This window comes from Alistipes intestinihominis (genome assembly GCF_040095975.1).
GTDB classification, from domain to species: Bacteria; Bacteroidota; Bacteroidia; order Bacteroidales; family Rikenellaceae; genus Alistipes; species Alistipes senegalensis.
This window is the reverse complement of record NZ_JBBMFL010000010.1, coordinates 41241-61916: the sequence shown is the minus strand read 5'-3', so window position 1 is coordinate 61916 and position 20676 is coordinate 41241. Positions and strand designations below refer to the sequence as shown.

Annotated in this window: 11 protein-coding genes; all 11 read right to left on the bottom strand. The window is 60.8% G+C overall.

What is annotated here, in order from left to right:
- Position 1: 1 nt before the first annotated feature.
- The 11 genes from WMO46_RS09545 to WMO46_RS09495 all read right to left on the bottom strand — a co-directional run bounded on the left by WMO46_RS09545 (position 2) and on the right by WMO46_RS09495 (position 20661).
- Complete coding sequence (locus WMO46_RS09545) at positions 2 to 1522, bottom strand: 2-isopropylmalate synthase (RefSeq protein ID WP_349094252.1); 1521 nt, start codon at positions 1520 to 1522, stop codon at positions 2 to 4.
- 167 nt (positions 1523 to 1689) lie between these two features.
- The gene (locus WMO46_RS09540; RefSeq protein ID WP_129650119.1) at positions 1690 to 2595 is read right to left on the bottom strand and encodes a hypothetical protein; all 906 of its coding nucleotides are present in this window, start codon (positions 2593 to 2595) and stop codon (positions 1690 to 1692) included.
- A 13-nt stretch (positions 2596 to 2608) separates the two neighbouring features.
- Positions 2609 to 4252 carry a RagB/SusD family nutrient uptake outer membrane protein gene (locus WMO46_RS09535; protein WP_129650121.1) on the bottom strand — a complete coding sequence of 548 codons (1644 nt, stop codon included), beginning with the start codon at positions 4250 to 4252 and terminating at the stop codon, positions 2609 to 2611.
- A gap of 6 nt (positions 4253 to 4258) precedes the next feature.
- Positions 4259 to 7378 carry a SusC/RagA family TonB-linked outer membrane protein gene (locus WMO46_RS09530; RefSeq protein WP_349094250.1) on the bottom strand — a complete coding sequence of 1040 codons (3120 nt, stop codon included), beginning with the start codon at positions 7376 to 7378 and terminating at the stop codon, positions 4259 to 4261.
- Between the two features lie 97 nt (positions 7379 to 7475).
- Complete coding sequence (locus WMO46_RS09525) at positions 7476 to 9245, bottom strand: hypothetical protein (RefSeq protein ID WP_019150068.1); 1770 nt, start codon at positions 9243 to 9245, stop codon at positions 7476 to 7478.
- A 34-nt stretch (positions 9246 to 9279) separates the two neighbouring features.
- Complete coding sequence (locus WMO46_RS09520) at positions 9280 to 10731, bottom strand: fibrobacter succinogenes major paralogous domain-containing protein (protein ID WP_349094249.1); 1452 nt, start codon at positions 10729 to 10731, stop codon at positions 9280 to 9282.
- Positions 10732 to 11117: 386 nt separating this feature from the next.
- On the bottom strand, positions 11118 to 12224 hold the full coding sequence (ald, locus tag WMO46_RS09515; RefSeq protein ID WP_349094248.1) for an alanine dehydrogenase: 1107 nt from the start codon (positions 12222 to 12224) through the stop codon (positions 11118 to 11120).
- A 90-nt stretch (positions 12225 to 12314) separates the two neighbouring features.
- Positions 12315 to 14738 (bottom strand): TonB-dependent receptor, encoded by a 2424-nt coding sequence (locus tag WMO46_RS09510; protein ID WP_349094247.1) that lies wholly within the window; start codon positions 14736 to 14738, stop codon positions 12315 to 12317.
- A gap of 188 nt (positions 14739 to 14926) precedes the next feature.
- On the bottom strand, positions 14927 to 17131 hold the full coding sequence (locus WMO46_RS09505) for a glycoside hydrolase family 3 N-terminal domain-containing protein (protein WP_349094246.1): 2205 nt from the start codon (positions 17129 to 17131) through the stop codon (positions 14927 to 14929).
- A 26-nt stretch (positions 17132 to 17157) separates the two neighbouring features.
- Entirely contained in the window at positions 17158 to 17931 is a 774-nt protein-coding gene (locus tag WMO46_RS09500; RefSeq protein WP_349094245.1) for a beta-galactosidase, read from the bottom strand.
- A 12-nt stretch (positions 17932 to 17943) separates the two neighbouring features.
- Positions 17944 to 20661 (bottom strand): sugar-binding domain-containing protein, encoded by a 2718-nt coding sequence (locus WMO46_RS09495; RefSeq protein ID WP_349094244.1) that lies wholly within the window; start codon positions 20659 to 20661, stop codon positions 17944 to 17946.
- Positions 20662 to 20676 lie beyond the last annotated feature (15 nt).

Here is a 20676-nt window from a genome sequence, read left to right as displayed (position 1 = left end):
ATCAATTTTCCTCCTCGATCTTTTCAGTTACGTTGAGTGCCCGCAGGGCGTCGAGGAACGCCTCGATCGAAGCCCGCGTAGTGTCGGTGTGTGCAGCGAATCCGTGAACCGTGCGGCTGCCGCACTCGACCTGCACGTGTACGCGGCCCACGTCGTTCGATCCCCGCGTGATGGCCTGCATCAGGAACTCCGACAACACGACCTTCTCGTTGATGAGCTTCTTGATGGCCGAGACCGCGGCATCGACCGGACCGTTGCCCGTGGCGATGGCCATACGCTCGTGGTCGCCGAATTTCAGCACCACGGTAGCCGTCGGAACCAGCGTTCCGGTGGTCACTTGCAGGAATTTCAGCGCCACGGACTGCTGTTTCATGCGGTCGATGTCGCCCACGAGATAGATCAGGTCGTAATCGTGAATCTCCTTCTTCTTGTCGGCCAGCACGAGGAACTTCTCGTAGGTGGCGTCCAGCTCTTCCTGCGTGAGATCGTAGCCCAGCAGTTCGAGCCGGTGCACAAGGGCTGCACGGCCGCTGCGGGCCGTGAGGGCGATGACCGACTCGTTCAGACCGATGTCCTGCGGGTCGATGATCTCGTAGGTCTGACGCTGTTTCAGCACCCCGTCCTGATGGATGCCCGACGAGTGTGCGAAGGCATTGCGGCCCACGATGGCCTTGTTGGGCTGCACGGGCATGTTCATCAGGCTCGACACCAGATGCGAAGCCTTGGTGATCAGCTGCGAGTTGATATTCGTGTCGATATGGACATCCTTGTGGCAGCGCAGGGTCATCACCACCTCTTCGAGCGAGGTGTTGCCGGCGCGCTCGCCGATGCCGTTGATCGTCACCTCGGCCTGCCGGGCGCCGTTCAGGACGCCGCTCAGCGTATTGGCCGTAGCCATGCCGAGGTCGTTGTGGCAATGGGTGGAGATGATCGCCCGGTCGATGTTCGAGACGTGATCGACGAGGTATTTGATCTTCGCGCCGTATTCGTTCGGAAGGCAGTAGCCCGTCGTGTCGGGGATGTTGACCACGGTGGCACCGGCGGCGATGGCCGCCTCGACGACGCGCGCCAGGTACTCGACATCGGCGCGACCGGCGTCCTCGGCGTAGAACTCCACGTCCTCGACATAGCGTTTAGCATATTTCACCGCCGCGACGGCCCGTTCGAGAATCTTCTCGGGCGTGGAGCGCAGTTTGTCGTAGATGTGCTGCGGCGACACGCCGATACCCGTATGGATACGCTTGTGCCTGGCAAGGCGCAGGGCGTCGGCCGCAACGTCGATGTCCTTCTCTACGGCGCGCGTCAGCGCACAGATCGTCGGCTCGGAAACGGCCTTGGAAATCTCCAGCACGGAATTGAAATCTCCGGGGCTGGAGATCGGGAAGCCCGCTTCGATCACGTCCACGCCGAGATTTTCGAGCAGTTTGGCGACCTCGATCTTTTCGGTGGTGTTCAGCTGACAGCCGGGGACCTGCTCACCATCGCGGAGCGTGGTGTCGAAAATGTACAATCTCTCACTCATAACTAACCTGTTTTTAACCTGTGAACTCAGACAAAGACAGTGCGGGCCACAGACAAAGCCGATCTCACCGGCTCTGTCGGGCGCCGCCTATCCAAGCGAAAACCTGTTTTCGCAAATATAAATAAAATTTCTTAAATAATAGCCTAAATCTCTTATTTAGCGCTCTTTTATGGCAATGTGACGGTCAGCGGATAAGCTCCGTCGTTGAGAAATCCGTACTGGTATTCGGGCAGACAGTAAACGGGATAAAGCTGCAACACCTTATCGGACAGCTTCTTATTCTCCTTGTTATACTCCGAGAAATCCTTTCCCCAGATATACTCGCCCGGATAATAGGCATAGGCCGTATATTTCGCATTGACCATCATACCCGTACAGAACGGTTCGTAGGTGATCTGCCCGTTGGCATCGACGGCGAACTGCACGTAGGGCGCCGGAGTTCCCATCCAGCCGTTCTCAGCGTACTCCTCCTTGATAAGCCCCTCGGTATAGGGGTCCATCACCCGGTAGATCTCCGCCTCCTGCGCCCGGTAGATGTCGGCCTTGTAGGTGCCGTCGAAGACGCAGGCGTCGCGGTAATCGCACTTGCCCAGGTAGTCGAACGTCAGCTGGCGGCTCACGGACATCGTCACCTGACTGCGTTTCGAAGGGCTCAGAGAGTCCTTGATCGTCAGGCGCATCTTATATTTGGTGGTGATGCCCAGCAGGTCGAGGTTCGTGAAACGCACCTGCGCATAGGCCACCTTCGCCCCGTCGGCGAAGATCACCCGCTGAGTGGTCAGCGAGAAGATGCCCGCGGGATCGGCGTCGGACCAATAGGGTTCGGAGGCCCCCGCCTTGGAGATGTCGTACTCGAATTTCAATTCGGCGATCTGGGCGTCCTCGCTGCCGCGGTAGATCGGCACGAGAATCTGGTTGGCATTCGCCGACCCGACCTCCACGTTGAGCACCGAAGCCGCGAACCCGAAGCCCGAGCTGCCCGAATAGGTGGTTTTCTGCACGTCGTCACTGCATCCGGACGCCGCGGCAAGCGCCGCGACGGCGGCCAGTGCGACTATATGGAATGATTTCATCGCTTGTACGCATTTAGGATTGAACATAGGGATTCTGGTCGGCGGCCGTGATGTTGGGATTGTTGTCGATCTCGGCCTGCGGGATCATCATGATACATTCGAGGTAGTCGGCCGGGAAATTGAGGTACTCGGAGTACTTGCTCAGGTAGTTGGTGTGGTTGCTCTTCTCGCCGTTCACCTCCCAGTAGCGCGTCCACCCTTTCGCCAGACGCAGGATGTCGAAGATGCGCCCGGCCTCGCCCCAAAGCTCGATGCGGCGCTGGAGGATGATCTCGTCGAGCAGGGTCTTCACGACGCCCGTCGTGGCGAAGGTCTGGGTGCTGCCCGTCAGCGATTCGATGCGCTTGGCGTACTCCGTATCGCGGCGCGAGCCCAGTTCGAGCAGCGTGCTGCGGGCCTCGTCCTCGTATTCGGCGCCCATGCGGCACAGCGCCTCGGCGCGGATGAGGTAAGCCTCTTCCAGCCGCATGAAGATATAGTCGCCCTTGTGCGCCTTCTGGTCGGCCCACTGGAACTTGTGCTGGTTGTAGTTGATGTTGGCGCCGTAGCTCCAATCCTCGGCCGGAATGCCGATATTGCCGTTCCACCACCCTTTGCGAACATCGGTGTCGGGAATCTGGGCATAGAGCCAGTTGCTGATGCACTTGGGCGTCTCGGCCGCATAGTAGACATCGGTACAGGCGTCCATGTTGGAGAAGAACGACGCATAGACGGTGGACTGCTCCGAGAGCATCTCCGCGCCCCACAGCACCGAACTCGACGCCACGGAGTTGAACGGCGTCTTGCCCGTGGTCCAGTTCTTCGTCGCATCGTCGAACGTACCCTTCACGACCGTGGCGTCGGTCATGCTGAGCAGCGAACGCCCCGGTTTCTTCATCGCCTCGGCAGCGGCTTCGGCAGCCGTCGCCCAGTCGTTCTGCACCAGCGCGACGCGGGCCTTGAGCAGGCTCGTGGCGTAGTAGTCGAGGTTGGAAATGTGCTCCTGCGCGATGCCGCACTCCTCGAAGCGCGTCAGGGCCGCCGTCAGGTCGTCGTTGATCTGCGTGTAGACCTGCTCCACCGTTCCGCGCCCCTTGCCTTTCGAAGCGCTGGTCGTGGGTTCGGTGTACACCGGCACCCCGGGCCACGTCTCATGTTTCTTGTAGGTCTGCTGGAACGACTGGATCAGCATGAAGTAGGCGAACGCCCGGGCGGCATAAGCCTGCGCCATGACGCACTTCAGTTCGTTCTCGTCGCCCGCGGCGGTGTGCTCGACCGATAGAATATAGTTGACGTTGCTGATGATCTCGTAAAAATATTTCCACGTGAAATAGCTGCGCCAGATCTTGCTGGTGTAGCGCACACGGGCCTCGTAGTTGTAGTCCTTCCAGAACCATCCGGGGCCCTGGGCCGTCTGGATCATATCGTCGCCCATCACCTCGGCGCACAGCGTCACGGCCATGTTGCCGAAGCACTGATGGGCGTTGGCCGTCACGAAGTCGATGCGGTTATACATCGTCGAATAGACCCCGTTCATGGCCACCTTGACGGCGTTGACATCCTTGAGGATCAAACTTTTGTCCACCTCGTTCGACGGAGCGGTCTCCATCAGGTCGCCGCAGCCGGACAGCCCGGCGCAGGCCGCGAGGCAAAGGAGTATGCAGTTGATTTTTTTCATCGCGGTTTAGAATTTTAAGTCCACGCCCAGCGTGAACGTGCGGTTGGGCGTATAGGAATAGGAGGTCGATCCCGTGAAGCTGGCCTGCGGGTTCATGCCCTTCAGATGGGTGAAGATCCACGGACTGTCGGCCGCGAGGTAGATGCGCAGCGACTCGATGCCGACCTTGCCCAGCAGCTGCTTCGGCAGGCTGTAACCCAGCGAGATGTTCTTCACGGCGAAATACGAGGCGTCGATCAGGTAACGGTCGGTGATCTGCGTCGAAGCGGTGGTCGTCGTGCGCGGCACGTCGGTCCGCTGCCCCGGGGCGGTCCACGTGCGCAGGGCGTTGCGGTGGTAGGTCTGCCCGACGAACGAAGGCTCCATCAGGGCGTTGTAGATCGAGTCGTAGATCTTGCCGCCGAGCGAATAGGTGAACAACAGCCCCAGGTCGAAGCCGCGGAATTTCAGCGACGAGGAGATCGAACCGTAGATGTCGGGAATACGGCTGCCTTGCAGGTATTTGCAGCTGGCGGCCACCGTGGCGTCGTTGGTCACGTACTCCGAACCGGGCTTCATGCTGCCGTCGGCGTTCTTCTCATAGGCCCAGTAGAGCTGCTCGCCGGTGGTCGGATCGACGCCCGCGCTCTTGGACATGTAGAAGGTGTTGATCTCCTGCCCCTCGCGGATGATGTAGACGCCGTTGACGATGTCCTCGCCGTTGCCGGTGAGCTTCAGAACCTTGTTTTTCAGCGTGGAGCCCATCACCGTGACGTTCCAGCGCCAGTCGCGCGTCGTGACGATGTCGGCGCCCAGCGTGATGTCGAAACCGCGGTTGACGATGCTGCCCACATTGGCGTAATAGCCCGGGAAGCCGAGCGAAATGGCCATCGGGTACTCCAGCAGCAGATCGGTGGTCTTGCGGTTATACCACTCGACGGTGCCCGTAAGGCGGTCGAACAGGCGGAATTCGACGCCGACGTTCAGGTTGCCGTTCTTCTCCCACGTCACGTCCCGGTTCTCGATCGAGTTGATGACCGCACCCGACTGGTTGGCGTTCGGATAGTTCATGTCGTAGAGCGACTGCCAGGCATAGTAGGAGCCGAGGTTGTCGTTGCCCTGCACGCCGTAGCTGGCTTTGAGCGTGATATTGTCGATCCAGCTCACGTCGCTCAGGAATTTCTCCTGCGAGATGCGCCACGAAGCCCCCACCGACCAGAAGGCTCCCCAGCGGTTCTCCTTCTTGAAACGCGACGAGGCGTCCATGCGGAAGCTCGCCGAGAGATAGTAGCGGTCGGAGAAGTCGTAGTTGACGCGGCACAGATAGGAGTTGATCGAATAGTTGTCGGACGCCGAATTGGCCTCGGCGAGCGTCGAACCCATGCCCAGATCGTCGTAGTCGGCGAAAGGGAAGCCCGTGCGCTCGGCGACGATATAGCGCATGTTGTAGTTGTAGAACTCGTGGCCCGCCATGACATCGAGGTTGTGCCGTCCGATCTGCGTCTTGTAGGACAGCAGCTGGTTCCACGTATAGCTCATCATGCGGCTGCTCTCCTTGGTGAGGCGCCCCGTGCCGGCGGCGTTGCCCGAAAAGGGATTGTAATTGGTCGTCTCGTAGGCGTTGACGTTGTCCACGCCGATATTGGAGGTGAATTTCAGCCCTTTCCAGTTGAAGCCCACATAGGCGCGGGTGCTGACGTTGTCGGTCAGCGTATAATAGTCGTCGTCGAAGAGCGTCGCCACCGAATTGCGGTTGTTCTGCGCTCCGGCCGGACGCGACGAACCGTAGTCGAAGACCTTCCGGCCCTCCTCGTAAACGGTGCTGCCATCGGGATTCTTCTTGTAGACCGGGTAGATCGGGGCCATCAGCATCGCGGAGTACCAGACATTGGTGTTGTTGGCCGTACCCTCCGAACCCAAGAACTGACTGTCGGTGTGCGCATAATTGACGTTGGCGCCGAAATCGAGCCACTTCTTGGGCGAGAAATCCGCGCCGACGCGCACCGTATAGCGCTCGAAACCAGTGGTCTTGAGCGTACCCTCCTCGTTGAGATAGCTCAGCGAAGCGAGATAGCGGCTGTTCTTGCCCGAGCCGTTGACCGAGACCTGATACTCCTGACGGATCGGGCATTCGGCCTCGGCCTCGTCGAGCCAGTTCTCACTGTATTTCTGACGGGCGTCCTTCACGATCTTTCCGTTCGGGTCGAAAAGCTGCCCGACCTCCTTGTCGTAGACATTATAGATATTGTCCGTGCCGAGAATCTGGCGCGCCAGCCGGTCGGCGGTCATCCCCGCTGCCACGGACGGAAGATAACCCTCCGTGTAGACCAGATCGTTGTAGCACGCCAGGTACATGTGCTCCATATATTCGCGGGCCGACATCGTGTTGTAGGAGGGAATGGCCCGCGAACTGACGCCCACCTTGGCGCTCAGGCTCACGCTGAGCGATTCGCCCCGTCCGGCGTTCTGCTTGGTCGTGATGAGGATCACGCCGTTGGCGCCGCGGGCCCCGTACAAGGCTCCGGCCGAAGCGTCCTTGAGCACCGACATGGACTCGATGTCGCTGCTGTTGATCGAATTCAGGTCGCCGTCGAACGGCACGCCGTCAACCACCAGCAGCGGGGAGTTCGAAGCGTTGATCGACCCGAAGCCGCGGATGCGCAGCTCGGCGCCGCTGCCCGGCTGTCCGCCGCCCGAGGTGGACATGACGCCCGCGACCTGTCCGTCGAGCATCTTGGTGACATCGGTCACGGGACGGTCTTTGAGCTTCTCGGCCGTGACGATCTCGGCCGAGCCGGTGAACGTCTCCTTCTTGGTCGTTCCGTAAGCCACGACGATCACCTCGTCGAGCACCTTGTTGTCGGCAGCCATCTTCACGTCGATCACGTCGGCCGCGCCGACCTTGTGCCGCTGGGTGGTCATGCCCAGGAACGAGAAGACGAGCGTCTGCCCCTGAGAGGCCTTAATCGTATAGTCGCCCTTGAGCCCGGTGACCGCAGCCGCGGTCCCGTTCTCCACCGTGACGGCGACGCCCACCACGGGCGATCCGTCGGCGGCATCGGTCACAGTGCCCCGCACCGTACGGGACTGGGCCCACACGGCGCAGATCGCCGCACAGGCTATGACTGTTGCCAGAAATCTCTTCATTTCATGCTGTTTTAAGCGGGTTTGAATTGCTGATAAAAGGGGTTGCCCGCCTGACAGGCCGGCAACCCCTCCGATTTCTACGCTTCCGGGGCGGTCATCACTCCTTGATGCAACGAACCGAAGAACCGTAAGGACGGTTGAGCCCCGTCTCGCTGGCCGGATTGCCCCACGCGAACAACTCCATAATGGCCAACGTGTTCTGACGAGTCGCCGTATGGTAGTTGGCACCACTGCCGACCCCGTTCAACACGCCGGTCACAACGTCTTTTTTACCAGTGAAAGGAAACCAGTACTCCTTGCCCGAATCGGCCTGCTTGTAACGGAAACCATTATCATTAACATAGTCGCAGTACCAAGGAGCAGTAGCATCATAAGCACCATCATCTTGCAAACCGCCTGTTTTCCTATATTCACTACGGAATCCCCACGGAGCACCCGCAACGGGAACCTTCCAGCCCTCGGGACACGGATCGTACTTGGTCTTGTAACCTGAAACGCCGCCCCACAGGTCATGGTCCTGACGCTGCGCGTCGTCGGTCAGCCAATCCTGTACGGGATACGACGAACTGGGTGCCGTATAAAAAATGGTCGGATTCTGAATAGCCAACTGAAGGTTGGTGCTCTCGTAGTCGCTCGACGGATAGGTCGGACGCTCCTCGCTGACCTCGCGCACCCGGTTGCCGTCGATGTCGTATTTGGCCACGTAAACCGAAGATTCCGTGCCGTCAGCATTTACGAACGGGTCCTTGCGGCCCCATTGGTAGAGCAGGCCGAGCGCACCGGCGCTGTATTTCTCAGCATTCCGGGCACCGAGGTTCCGGTCCATGAAGGTATAGCTCGTACCCGTCGATTTGTCGGTCCAGACGAACGGATCGCTCATCGGATCGTAGTCGGCGACCCAGACATGCCAGCTCCAAACGATCACGTCGTCGAGCTTGGCGGCCACGACGGCGTTGCCCGCAATCCCGGGGTTGAGCTGTACGACCACCACCTTTTCGGTGCTGTTCGCCGAAACGGACTTCACCATGCCCAGAGCGTCCTGCCATACGAGCGCGGCGTTGTTGAAATTGAGTTCCGTCGTCGAATTGCCCTCGACAGCCTTGATGGTCAGCGTGCTGCCCGGAGCCACGATGTAGCAGTTGGCGGCATTGGCTGCGATCGAGATCTCGACGATCGTCAGCGTCGCTTCGAGCTTCGCCGTGCGGTTGTGGTTGTCGGAGATGGTCATCGACAGCGCGAGCGTCGGGGTGAGAGCGGCCGGAGCCGTCACCTTGATCTTGCCCGAACTCTTGTCCGAACCCCATTCGCACGCGGCGCTCCAACCCGACGTGGCGGTCAGGGTCACGTCAGAAGCGATCGTGGCCGTGCCGATGCCCGTCACCGTAAAGGGCAGTTCGAACGAACCGCCGGGTTTGGTGGCCATCGACTTGATGTCGGCGCTCAGCGCGACGGCGAGTTTCTCCGAAGCCCCCACGGTCACCGAGGTCTGGGCCGTCGTCGAGCGGTTGTTCTTGCTGTCGGTGACGGTCAGCGTCACGGAGATCGTCTCACCGTCGGTAATCGCCGGAGCGGTAAACTCGACCGACCCCGAATAGTTGGCGTCGGTGGTGACGCTCGTCGCGGCAGCCGTATTGGAAGCCGAAGCGCTCAGAGCGAGCGTGGCGCCTTCGACTCCGGTCACGGTAAAGGGAAGCGACACGGTCCCGCCGGCCTCGACCGAGAAATTATCCGACGAAAAGATCGCTTTCAGTTCCCCGAGCTTCGGACCGTCGTCCGAATCGTCCGAGCCGCACGACACGATGGTCGCAGCCCCCGTCAGCAGCAATGCGGCAAGCAGGCTCTTGCCGAGTTTGTTGATTGAAATCATACGTATTTGAGTTAAAAAGGTTTTTGGAATCCGATCAGAGTTTCACACAGCGCACGGGAAGTTCGTAACCCTGAGAGTACCCGCCCGTATAATTGGTCGAGGTCGGCGAAACCGTCGTTCCGAACGAACGGAAATTAGCGGCATCTACCGTCGAAGTCCAGGCTCTTCCACAAGGATAGTTCGTACCGATGCCGTTCGAGTAACTACCGCCGTGGGCGATCTCACCCTGAGACGGGAACCAGAACTTCGTCGTGCCATCGGTCGAAATGTAACGTCCCAACTGGTCCTTGTTCGCCGGAGATTCGACACCTGCGGCAAAGACGATCTCCTTGGTCACAGCAGCATCGTTGTAGAATTTCCAGGCAGCCTGAGGAGCTACACGCCAACCCGCCGGACACGGGTCGTATTTGGTCTGCGTACCCGACTCGGCACCCCAGAGGTCCTTGATGACATCGGTGGCGATATTTGCCTTCACGGTGGTGAGCCAACTGTAATTGCCTCCGCTCACACCCGAATAATGGGTCAGCGGATTGGCGATCGAATTGGGAATGTTGTCCTCGGCGGCACAGGCTTCGACGGTGCGCGTCACCTCTTCGCCGGCCATGTCGTACATGGCCTTCAGCTTGCCTTCGTAATTCGAGGAGCCGAACGGGTCCTTGCGGCCCCACTGGTAGAACAGACCGTTGGAAAGGTCGCTGCCCGGCTGGTTGCTGACGGCACCCACATAGCGGTCCATCATCTTATAAGAGGTGCCGCTCTCGGAATCGGTCCAGGTCATGACGTTCGCATCGGGATCGAAATCGGCCACCCAAAGGTGGTAGCTCCACACGACGGCTCCGTCGGCGTTCTTGACGGCGACGACGGCATTGCCGCTCACACCGGATTTGAGGACTGCATAGACGCAGTTCTCTTCGGGAGCGGCGATGAGCTGCTCGACCATTCCGGCGACGTCCTGCCACAGGAGATCCGCCGTCTGGAAAACGGCCTTTTCGGTCGTGTTGCCGATATTTGCGGGGAATTTCACGAGAGCTCCGGGAGCTGCCACATAGCAGTTGGCGGGAGCGGTGATTTCGGTGAATCCGTCGATGAGTTTCGAGGATACGGCGACCGTTCCGGTTGCGGAACGCTGTGTTTTGGAATCGTCAACTTTGAGGGTGACGGTGACGGTAACGGGAGAAAGGATGAGATCGGGGGCCGTTACCGTGATGACTCCCGATCCGGGATCGGATTCGGAAAGAGTCGCTGCGACCGTGTATTCGGTCTTGTCGGCCGAAGCCGTGGCGGTCAGTTCGGCGTTTTTCGCCTCACCTACCGTAAAGGGTATTTCTAAATGCTGTCCCTGCTCGATTACATATTCATCCGCGAGGGGGGGGGAAATTCTGACGGTCAAATCCTTAATGGGATCTTCGTCGTCCTTGCACGAGGCAAAGAAGCCGGCGAGCAGCAACATCCCTGCGAAGGAAAGATTCTTGGCGATTTGTTTCATGACTCTTAGTTTTTATTACCGCCCGGTTTCTGAGGCGGCGCACTATATTCAGTCGGTACGGGGAAACCGTCGTCCGGTGCCCGGCATCCGGAACACCCCGCACACCGCCGAACCTCGTACCTAAATTTCGGGACCTTTTGATTACGATCTGTAATGAAAACCCGCCGTATTCCTACGAATCGCATGATATTCCGGCCTGTTTTTCGCACGGTTCGAAACACGAACGACCATCGTAACCCATTCGTTTACTTGCAAATATACAAATTTTTCAAGAATTTCAAAAAGAATGGCGCCGAATTTTCGGATGATAACCGGCCGGTTTGCGGCATCGCGGCGGCCTTTCGGAGCGTTCCGGTACCCGGAAGGCCGCCGCGGAGCCGGAAGCGTCAGAGTTCCAGCGGTTCGTAAGGCAGCCCCCAGGCGTCGGCGACGGGTTTGCAGACCACCTTGCCGCCGATGATGTTCAGACCCGAAGCCAGTTCGGGATTCTCCTTCGCAGCGCGCCGCCAGCCCTTGTCGGCCAGCTGGATGGCATAGGGAAGCGTGGCGTTGGTGAGCGCGAGGGTCGAGGTGCGGGGCACGGCGCCCGGGATATTGGCCACGCAGTAGTGGAGCATCCCATCGACATAATAAACGGGGTCTTCGTGGGTGGTGGGATGCGATGTCTCGAAGCAGCCGCCCTGGTCGATGGCCACGTCCACCATCACCGTGCCGGGCTCCATATCTTTCAGCATGTCACGCGTGACGAGTTTCGGGGCCTTGGCGCCCGGAATCAGCACCGAGCCGATCACCAGATCGGCGTGTTTCAGCTCCTGACGGATGTTGTATTCGGAGGACATCAGCGTCTTGACGTTCTTGGGCATCACGTCGGCCAGATAGGTCAGACGTTGCAGCGAGATGTCGCAGATCGTAACGTCGGCGCCCGTTCCGGCGGCCGTGCGCGCGGCGGCCGTACCGACCACCCCGGCGCCGATCACGAAGACCTTGGCGGGTTTCACCCCCGGGACGCCGCCCAGCAGCACGCCTTTGCCGCCGCGGGGTTTTTCGAGGAAATAACGCCCCTCCTGCGTCGCCATGCGGCCTGCGACCTCCGACATCGGAATCAGCAGCGGCAGCGAACGGTCGGCGCGTTCGACGGTTTCATAGGCGCAGCAGACGGCCCCGCTGTCGATCATGGCCCGCGTGAGGGGTTCGCTGCTGGCGAAATGGAAATAGGTGAAGACCAGCTGGTCACGGCGGATGAGTTTGTACTCGGGGGCGATCGGCTCCTTGACCTTGAGGATCATTTCGGCCCGGGCATAGACCTCTTCGATGGTGGGGAGCACCTCGGCCCCCACACCTATATAATCATCATCGGCAAAACCGCTGTTCACACCGGCCGAAGCCTGCACATAAACCTTGTGTCCCCGCTTCACGAACTCCTGAGCGCCCGCAGGGGTAAGAGCAATGCGATTCTCATTGTTCTTGATCTCTTTTGGAATACCGATAATCATGGTTTTGGAAGTTTTAGGGTTCTTTCGCCCTTACAAAATACGAATTTCATCGTAAAATCCAAAAAAACCGGACGTTTTTTTACGATCCGCTCAGAATCGGTAAGAGATTGTAAGATAGAACGAACGGGGCCACGCATAGGTGTAGCGCGTGGCATGGGGCGTGTAAAGGGTGTCGTCGCCCGGCCGGATGCGGCGCACACGTAACGATTCGTAACCGCCGTAGGGCGTATCGGCGTCGCCCAACAGGTTGCGCAGCATCAGCGCCGCGGTCAGCCGCGAGCGATCGAACCGGACGGTTTTGAAGAACGACGCATCCAGCGTAAAGGCGTCCGCCAGCCGCTCCTGCCGGGTGAAGGCGTCGAAAGCCTCGTGCGTGATGCCCGCCTGCCCGGCGATGCGGTCGGTGCGGCGCAGGGGCATCGGCTCGACGAAACGCCGTCCGGCGAAGCCTGCCGAAGCGCGGCATCCCCACCCTTTCGTCCCGAACCAGGCCAGTTCGGCCGCGGCGGTCAGCTGCGGAGCGCCTCCCGTCTCGCAGCCGCCCATGCGGCTGACGGCACGCATGTCCACGGCCGAATTGTCCACGTCGGAAATCACCGTGACGACCGGATCGCGGGCGTATTTGTAACGTCCCGCCGAGGCGGCCAGCGACAGCCGCCAGCGGTAGGACAACCGGATGTCGGCGGCGGCTTCGACACCGCAGGAGAGGCGTCCGATCCCGGTGACGGACATATCGCAGTAGACCGAGGCCATGTCGTCGTAATAGCGGCGCGTCTCGGTGCCGTCGAGCGTCAGCACGGCGAAGGCCGTGACCTGCAAATCGAGGACGGGGCCCGTGAGGCGCCAGCCGAGTTCGGCGGCGGAGGTGCGTTCGGGCACGGGATCGTCGATCGTGCGGTTGTTGTAAAGGGGCTGATAGAAGAGGTCCTCCGCTGCGGGTATCCGCGCGTCGGCCAGCAGGGCGGCTTCGAGGTAACAGCGCGGGGTGAAGGCCCAGCCGGCAAGGACCCGGAAAGCATAGGGCGTGAAGCGCATCACCCGCGAGCGTCCGTAGGACTGCGCCCCGGGAAAGAGCTCCTTTTCATAATAGCCCCGGCGGCTGACGGCCCCGCTGCCCAGCTCGGCGAAGAGATCGGCCCGGAAGCGGTCGGAGCGGTAGTCGGCCTGCACCCGGACCGAGGCCGTGCGGACGGTGAGCGCATAGTCGTAGCCGAAGCGGCCGCCCTCGCGGATCGTACGGTCGGGATGCCGCAGATCGTTCTGCAACAGATTGCTGTACGTGTCGTCATCGACCAGGAACCGGTCGATGTCGGTGACGTACTCCGCACCCAGCAGATCGCGCATCTGTTTGTAGGAACGGGTCGTCCCGCGCCGGAGGGCGACCCCGTAACGGAGTGTCAGCCGCGGGTCCGGATCGGTGGTGAAAAGTGCGTTCAGCGAGAGGTTGCAGAGCCGTTCGGCGCGGTCCTCCAACGCATAGACCGCGTGCCCTCCGGCCATGCGGTTGCGGCGGATCAGTTCGTCCCAGTCGATCTGCGTGAAGCGCGGGTCGTTCGAACGCCACGCCAGTTCGGTCTCCCGGTCGCCGGCGTAGCTCGGCAGGTAGCGGTAATTGTCGGGCATCGGCGTCCGGGCGTCGTACCAGTCGAGCACGCTGTATTTCGAAATGCCCGCCTCGACGCCGAAAGCCGCCGTGAACGAGGTCGCGGGCGACAGCGGAACGCCGTAGGTGACGACGGCCAGCGGGATCGTCTCGCGCCGCACGCGGGAGTTGCGGACCCGGCCGTCCTGAAATCCCCACGCAGGGTTGTAGAGCCGGTCGCCCGTCAGCGAAAAAGCCTCCTCGGAGGAGGAGAGGCGCGTGCCCCGCGTCGAGGGCGGCACGATGCAGAGCAGGGCGAGTTCGTGCCCCGGACCGAAGCGCCGCGCGAGGCGCAGTCCGGCGGTCAGGGCGTTGGTGAAGACCCCTTCGACGTGCATGTCGCGGCCCGTGCGGACATCGGCGGCGGCCGAAAGGCTCCATCCGCTGCCGAGGGTCCCGGAAGCGGCGACCCGGGCCCCGAAAAGATAGTTGCGGTCAGTGAAGCGCACCGAAGCGAAATAAGGTTGCAGCGGCTCCCCTTCCGGGAACCGGAACATCCTCACGCCGCCGGCAGGAGCCCACTCCCCGGGCGCCGCCGCAAGCCCCGCGCAACGCTCCTCTTCGGCCCCCAGCAGGCGCAGAAGCGGCAGATAACGATAGGACAAATCCACGCCCGAGAGCGACGTGCGCACGGCGCGGTGATCCAACCCGCGGCGCTTCCGCGCCACCTGCGGCAGATTGAAGTCGGTATGGTCGCCGTAGAGGTCCGAAACGCCCTGCACGGCGCGGTAGAAGATCGCGGAATCGGTCGCAAGCGTCTCGCGCAGCTCCTCGCGTTCGGCATAGGGATAGTATTCGTCGTCGGGATGCTGTGCCGCAGCTTGCAGGCCCGACAGCAAGAGGAACAGCAGACAGCAACGACTTTTCGGCATACTTTCACGACTTATCGAAAGACAAAGATAGCAAAAAATCGAATCGGATGCGGCGCGGAGAAACGGTGTGCCCCATAAAAGTGTCGTTGCGACACCGAAACCCGGCCGGGAACGAGGCGAGGAAAACACAAACCACCCGTGCGAAACGAATTTCGCACGGGCAGTTTCGGCGCGACCTCCGCCGGAGGCTACTCCGTCAGCGTCAGTTTCACTTTCCGGTCCTTGACGATCACATAGTAATCGCCCGTTTCGAGGAATCTCCGGCCGTCGCCGTCCGTGAAACTCAAATCCCGCTCGGGGTCGATCTCGAACCGGAAGAGATGCGTTTCGCCGCACCGGATCGGCTGTTTCTCGAAATGTTTCAGCTCCCGGACCGGACGCGAGATCGTGCACACCGGGTCCGACACGAACCAATGGACCGTTTCGGCTCCGTCCATCTTTCCGGTGTTGGTCACGGCGATCTCGACCGTCACTTTGTCACCGCGCCGGAACGTCACGGCCGACGGTTTCAGATCGCCGTATTCGAACGTGGTGTAGCTGAGCCCGTGGCCGAACCCGTACAGCGGCGTACTGGGAATGTCCTGATACTTGCCCTGATGCGTGCGTGCGCTCTGGCGGTGGTTATAATAAATAGGTATCTGGCCGGTCGAATAGGGAAAGGTCATCGCCAGCCGGCCCGACGGATTGATCCGTCCCGCGAGGATTCCCGCAAGCGGACCGCCGCCCCTCAGACCGGGCTGCCACATCTGGACGATGGCCGCGCTCAGCGGTTCGAGCCGGCACAGCTCCAACGGACGGCCGCTCGAAAGCACCAGCACGATCGGCTTGCCGGTCTTCGCCAGTTCGCGCGCCAGCCGTTCCTGAATTTCGGGCAGCGCGATCGAGGAGCGCGAAGCGTTCTCACCGCTCCAATCCCGCTTCTCGCCTAGACAAAGCACCACCACGTCGGCGGCGGACGCCGCGGCGACGGCCTCCCCGAAGCCGGAAGCATCCTCTCCGTCGAAGTTGCAGCCCTGGGCATAGAGCAGTTCCGCTTTGTCCCCGTATTCCGCTTCCAGTCCCGCGAAGACGCTCACCACGTCCTCCGCATCGCCTTTCGAGGACCACGATCCCAGCAGGTGATAACGGCTTTTGGCAATGGGACCGACGACCGCGATCCGGCGGACGCCTTTCAGCGGCAGCACGTCGCCTTCGTTCTTCAACAGCACCATCGACTCCGCGGCCAGCTCCTCGGCGATCCGGAGGCTCTCGGGCAACAGGAAACGTTCCTCTTCGGTCGAATCCGGAGTGTAGGGCCTTTCGAACAGTCCCAGCCGGAATTTCACCCGAAGCACCCGCCGGACGGCATCGTCGAGCTGCGCCTGCGAGACACGCCCCTCACGGACCAGTTCGGCCAGATGGGCGTCGTAACAGCGGTTCATCATATCCATTTCGAGTCCCGCGACGAAGGCTTTTTCAGCCGCCTCCTTCTTGTCGGCGGCAACGCCCTGGGACCTCAACTGCTGGATGGCGCCCCAATCCGACACGACGAACCCGTCGTGTCCCCACCGCTCTTTAAGCACCTCGGTCATGAGATAGCGGTTGGCCGATCCGGGAGTTCCGCTGATGTCGTTGAAACTGCTCATCACCGTTGCGGCTCCGGCCTTTATGCCCGCCTCGTAGGGCGGCAGGTAGGTATCCCAGAGCGTCTGCCGCGAAATCTCCGTGTACACGTAGTCGCGCCCCGCCTCCGAAGCGCCGTAACCTGCGAAATGTTTGAGGCAGGCAGCCACATGGCGGTCGTCCGACAGATCGTCGCCCTGATAGCCCTTCACCGTGGCCGCACCGAAGACCGCATTGGCGTAGGGGTCCTCGCCATAACCTTCGGCCACACGCCCCCAACGGGGATCGCGCGCCACGTCGATCATCGGGGAGAAGGTCCAGTCCACTCCCGACATCCGGGCCTCCTGCGCGGCGACCCCGGCGGCCTTTTCCACCAGACCGGGATTCCACGAACAAGCCTGCGCCAGCGAGATCGGATAGGTCGTGCGGAAACCGTGTATCACGTCGTGCCCGAAGAGAATCGGAATGCCGAGCCGCGACTCCTCCACGGCTTTGCGCTGCACCCGGTTCCTCAGTTCGGGGGAACTGCCGTAATAGATGAGCGAGCCGATTTCGGCCGGAATGTCGTTCACCGGATCGGCCATGTTGTTGGCGTTGTCGTTCCGGCCGAGCGTATATTGGTTGAGCTGCATGACCTTCTCTTCGAGGGTCATTCTCGACAGCAGGTCCCCGACGCGCTCCTCGACGGGACGGGACGCGTCCTTGTAAACGGGTATGCGTCCGTGTGTTTTCTGTGCCCGGGCTCCGGCCACGGAGACCGCCGCCAGGCAGAGGATAAGGATCTTTTTCATTCGGTCGTATTGATTATTCGTACTGATTATTTGAACACGGGTTTGTCCGAAAGACGCATCGCCGCATCCGGATCGTTGTTCCTGATGTCGAAAACGACGATCCGGTTCCCTTTCGGTTCCAGAACGTCGTCCGGAATCCGGATCGACTGCTGCTTCTCCTCGTCCCAGAAGGCGCCCAGGTAACGGCCGTTGATCCACACCTCGCCCATCCCCCATCCCGACACGTCGAGATAGACGCCGTTTCCGGCCGCACAGTCGAAATACCCACGGCGGAAGCAGGGAACGTTGCAGGGCCCCAGAGGACCGAAATCGAGCGACTCCGTGTCGGCATCGCGGACTTCGAGCGGCGTGATCCTCCAGCCGGCGACCTCTTCGCCGCCGAGACGGACGCTGCCGAACAACCCTTTCGAATTGTCGAGGATCTCCGGACCGTAGGTGATGCGGCCGATATTCTCCACATAGAGTTGCAGCGCATGAGATCCCGCTTCGGCATGCAGCGTCAGCGTTTTCCGGCTGTCCGTCATCGTACCCCGGAACTCCCCGTCGAGATACACCGCGGCATAGTCCCGCACGTTCGCCAGCTCCAATTCCGCATCGCCTCCGGGAAGCGTCACCTCCGCTTCATAGAGCACATAGCCGAACTCCATCCCGAGATCGTTCATCGGAAGCGGTTCGTCGGATTCGACGGACTCGCCGAAAACCTGCGTCAGCAGAGCGCTTCCGGTCATTTTCAGCTCCTGCGCCCCTCCGACGAGAGCCGTCAGCAAAAAGCCGCAGAGCAGTATCGTCTTTCTGTTCATGCGATTCACGGTTTATCGGACGAAGGAACGGATGAACGATTCGTCCAGCTCGACCTGAGGATCGAAACGATCGCTCCGGACGTATTTGTCGATGCTTTCGAGCAGCTGGCGCGTCGCGGGACGCTCGTCGAGTTTCTTCCGGGTATCGACGGCCAGCACGAGCAGCCGGCCGCCGCCGACGCGGGCTTCGAAGCCGATGCCCAGCTTTTCGTTGTTGTCGAAACTGTCGATCACCTGGATAAACGGACAGAGTTCGCGCGGCGTCTGCTGCATCTCAATCACCTTGGCATTTTCCAGAATGTCCCACCACTGCCAGTCGGTGTGGTACGATGTCGGGAAATCGGCGAATACCGGTTCGTCGGCATGGATCAGACAGCCGATGGTCATAGGCGCCCAAGCGAACATGATCGGATTCCAGAAATGGTTGTGGAAAGTCGATTTACGCCCTTTGACCTTGCCCGGCGCAGGGGTGAAGACCACCTTTTTCCCGGCGGCCAGATACGATTTCGCCCGGTCGTCGAACTCCGTCGTATAGAGCACGTCGTCGTCCGACCGCATCAGCGACGGATTGCGCGGGAAGACCCAGATGTCCCAGCTGTTGCCGATCTCCCCGCCGACGCTCAGATGCACGGTCATTTTCTGCGCTCCCTCCACCTTGTTCAGGGGGATCGAGAACTCCCCGACCGGGAAAACGCCATCGACGCCGACGGTCTGCGTTTTCAGCGATCCCCTGGCGACGGTCTTTCCGGCGCTGTCGGTCATCGACCAGCGGATTTTCGCATTCCGGAGGGCCGAGCCGCTGAAATTGTACACCTCGGCTTTCGCCGTGAAGGTCTCATCGCAGAACCACGCGCTTTTCGGATAGCGCAGCAGAGCCACCGTCGGAGCGCAGAACGCCCGCCAGTCCTCGGGCGTCACCAGCCCTTTGGAATCCCAGAACGGATCGAGCACACCCACCGGAGCATAGCCCTGCCCCGGAAAATCGTTGAGCGACAGCAGCTGGAATCCGGCCGACTTGGACGAACGGAGCAGCGCCTCGATCACGGCCTTGTACTCCACGACGGTCAGCGCTCCCGACGCCCGGAAGAAATCGTGGGCCTGATCGAGCATCCCGTTCGCCTCCAATATTTCGCGCCACAGCTCGAAATTCCGGGCCTGCACCGGCCCCGTGAACTTCTCGATCTCCCGGAAATCGGGATATACGCACCGCTGTCCCGACTCGTGGGAAATGACGGGCACGTCCACATCCGACTCGACGCTGCGGTCCCAGTCGGTCGAAGGACGGCCTTCGTACACCTTCACGGGCCCCTTGTTGGTCTGCTGCGAAACGTAATACTGGTCGGAAGGCACCCGTGTGCGGGCGGTCGAACCGCTGTAAAGATGGCGCGTGTCGAGTTTGCGCCCGTCGGAGGTCAGCTCCTCGATGAAGTCGAAATTGCCGGTGATCTCGTTGCCGTTGCAGTAGAGCACGAACGACGGATGGTTGCCGTATTCGCGGAGGATCGCCCGCATTTCACGCCGGAAAAAGTCGTAGCGCGCCTCGTCGGGCTCGGCATCCTTGCCCCACATGGGCATTTCGATCTCGAAATAGACGCCGTACTTGTCGGCCATGCGGAAAGCGGCGGCCGGAGGACACCACGAATGGAAACGGACGTGGTTCAAGCCGTACTCCTTGACGATCCGCATGATCCGCTCCCACTCGGCATCGTCGAGCGGCGCGTGTCCCGTTTTCGGGAAAACGGCGTTCTCGACCGTACCCCGCAGGTGGATCGGACGGCCGTTCAGCAGCACATGGTTGCGGCCCTGAGCCACCTCGCGCAGGCCGAACACAACCGATTTTTCATGCTCGCAGGCTCGTCCGCCGACGGTCGTCGCCAGCCGGCACGTCACCGTATAAAGATTCGGATCGAATTCGTCCCACAGTTTCGCATCCCGCCCCAGCGGAATGCGTTCCGTCAGGTCTGCCGTCTCCCCGTCGCCGCTCACGGGCACTTCCCGGGTCAGTTCGAGCCCGTTCCCCGAGACGGTGAACAGCGCCTTGCCTTCGAACGGCTTCCGGGTATGGTTGGCGATCGTCATCCGCACCTCGACGCTCCGGTCCGAAATGCGCGGGTAAAGCTGCATGTCCTCGACGAAGACCGGGTCCACGGCCACCAGTTTCATTTCGCCGAGAATGCCGTTCCAGTTGATCTGCGTGAACTCCGTATGGGCGTGGTCCCACTTGTGGGTATTGTACTGGAAGCGGTTGTCGATGCACACCGTGATACGGTGCGTCTTTCCCGGAGTGACGAAATCGGTCAGGTCGTGGTTGTGCGGAACGCTGATATAGTCGATGCGGCTCACCTCCTTGGTGTCCACCCACACCGAACTGAGCCAGTGCGTACGTTCGAAATAGAGGAAGATGCGCTTGCCCTTCCAGTCGGCGGGAAACTCGATGTCGCGCTGGTACCACGCCGGACCCATATACTCGTAGACGCGCGTCAGGCGATCGACATGCCGGTAGGGAGATTCATACCCGATCTTGTAGTCGTCGGTGATGCCGGGAAGCGTGATCGTCTCTTGAAGTTCATGGTTGTACCTGGGCGAAAGCGATCCTCGGCGGAAATCCATCACGTCCGTCTGGAACCGCCACTCTCCCGAAAGGTCCACTTCGCAGGTCTGCGCGGACGCCGAAGGGAAAGTTTCCAGGAACACGATGGCAAGGAACAGTTTTAGAAACCGGTTTTTCATGTATCGTCGTTTGTT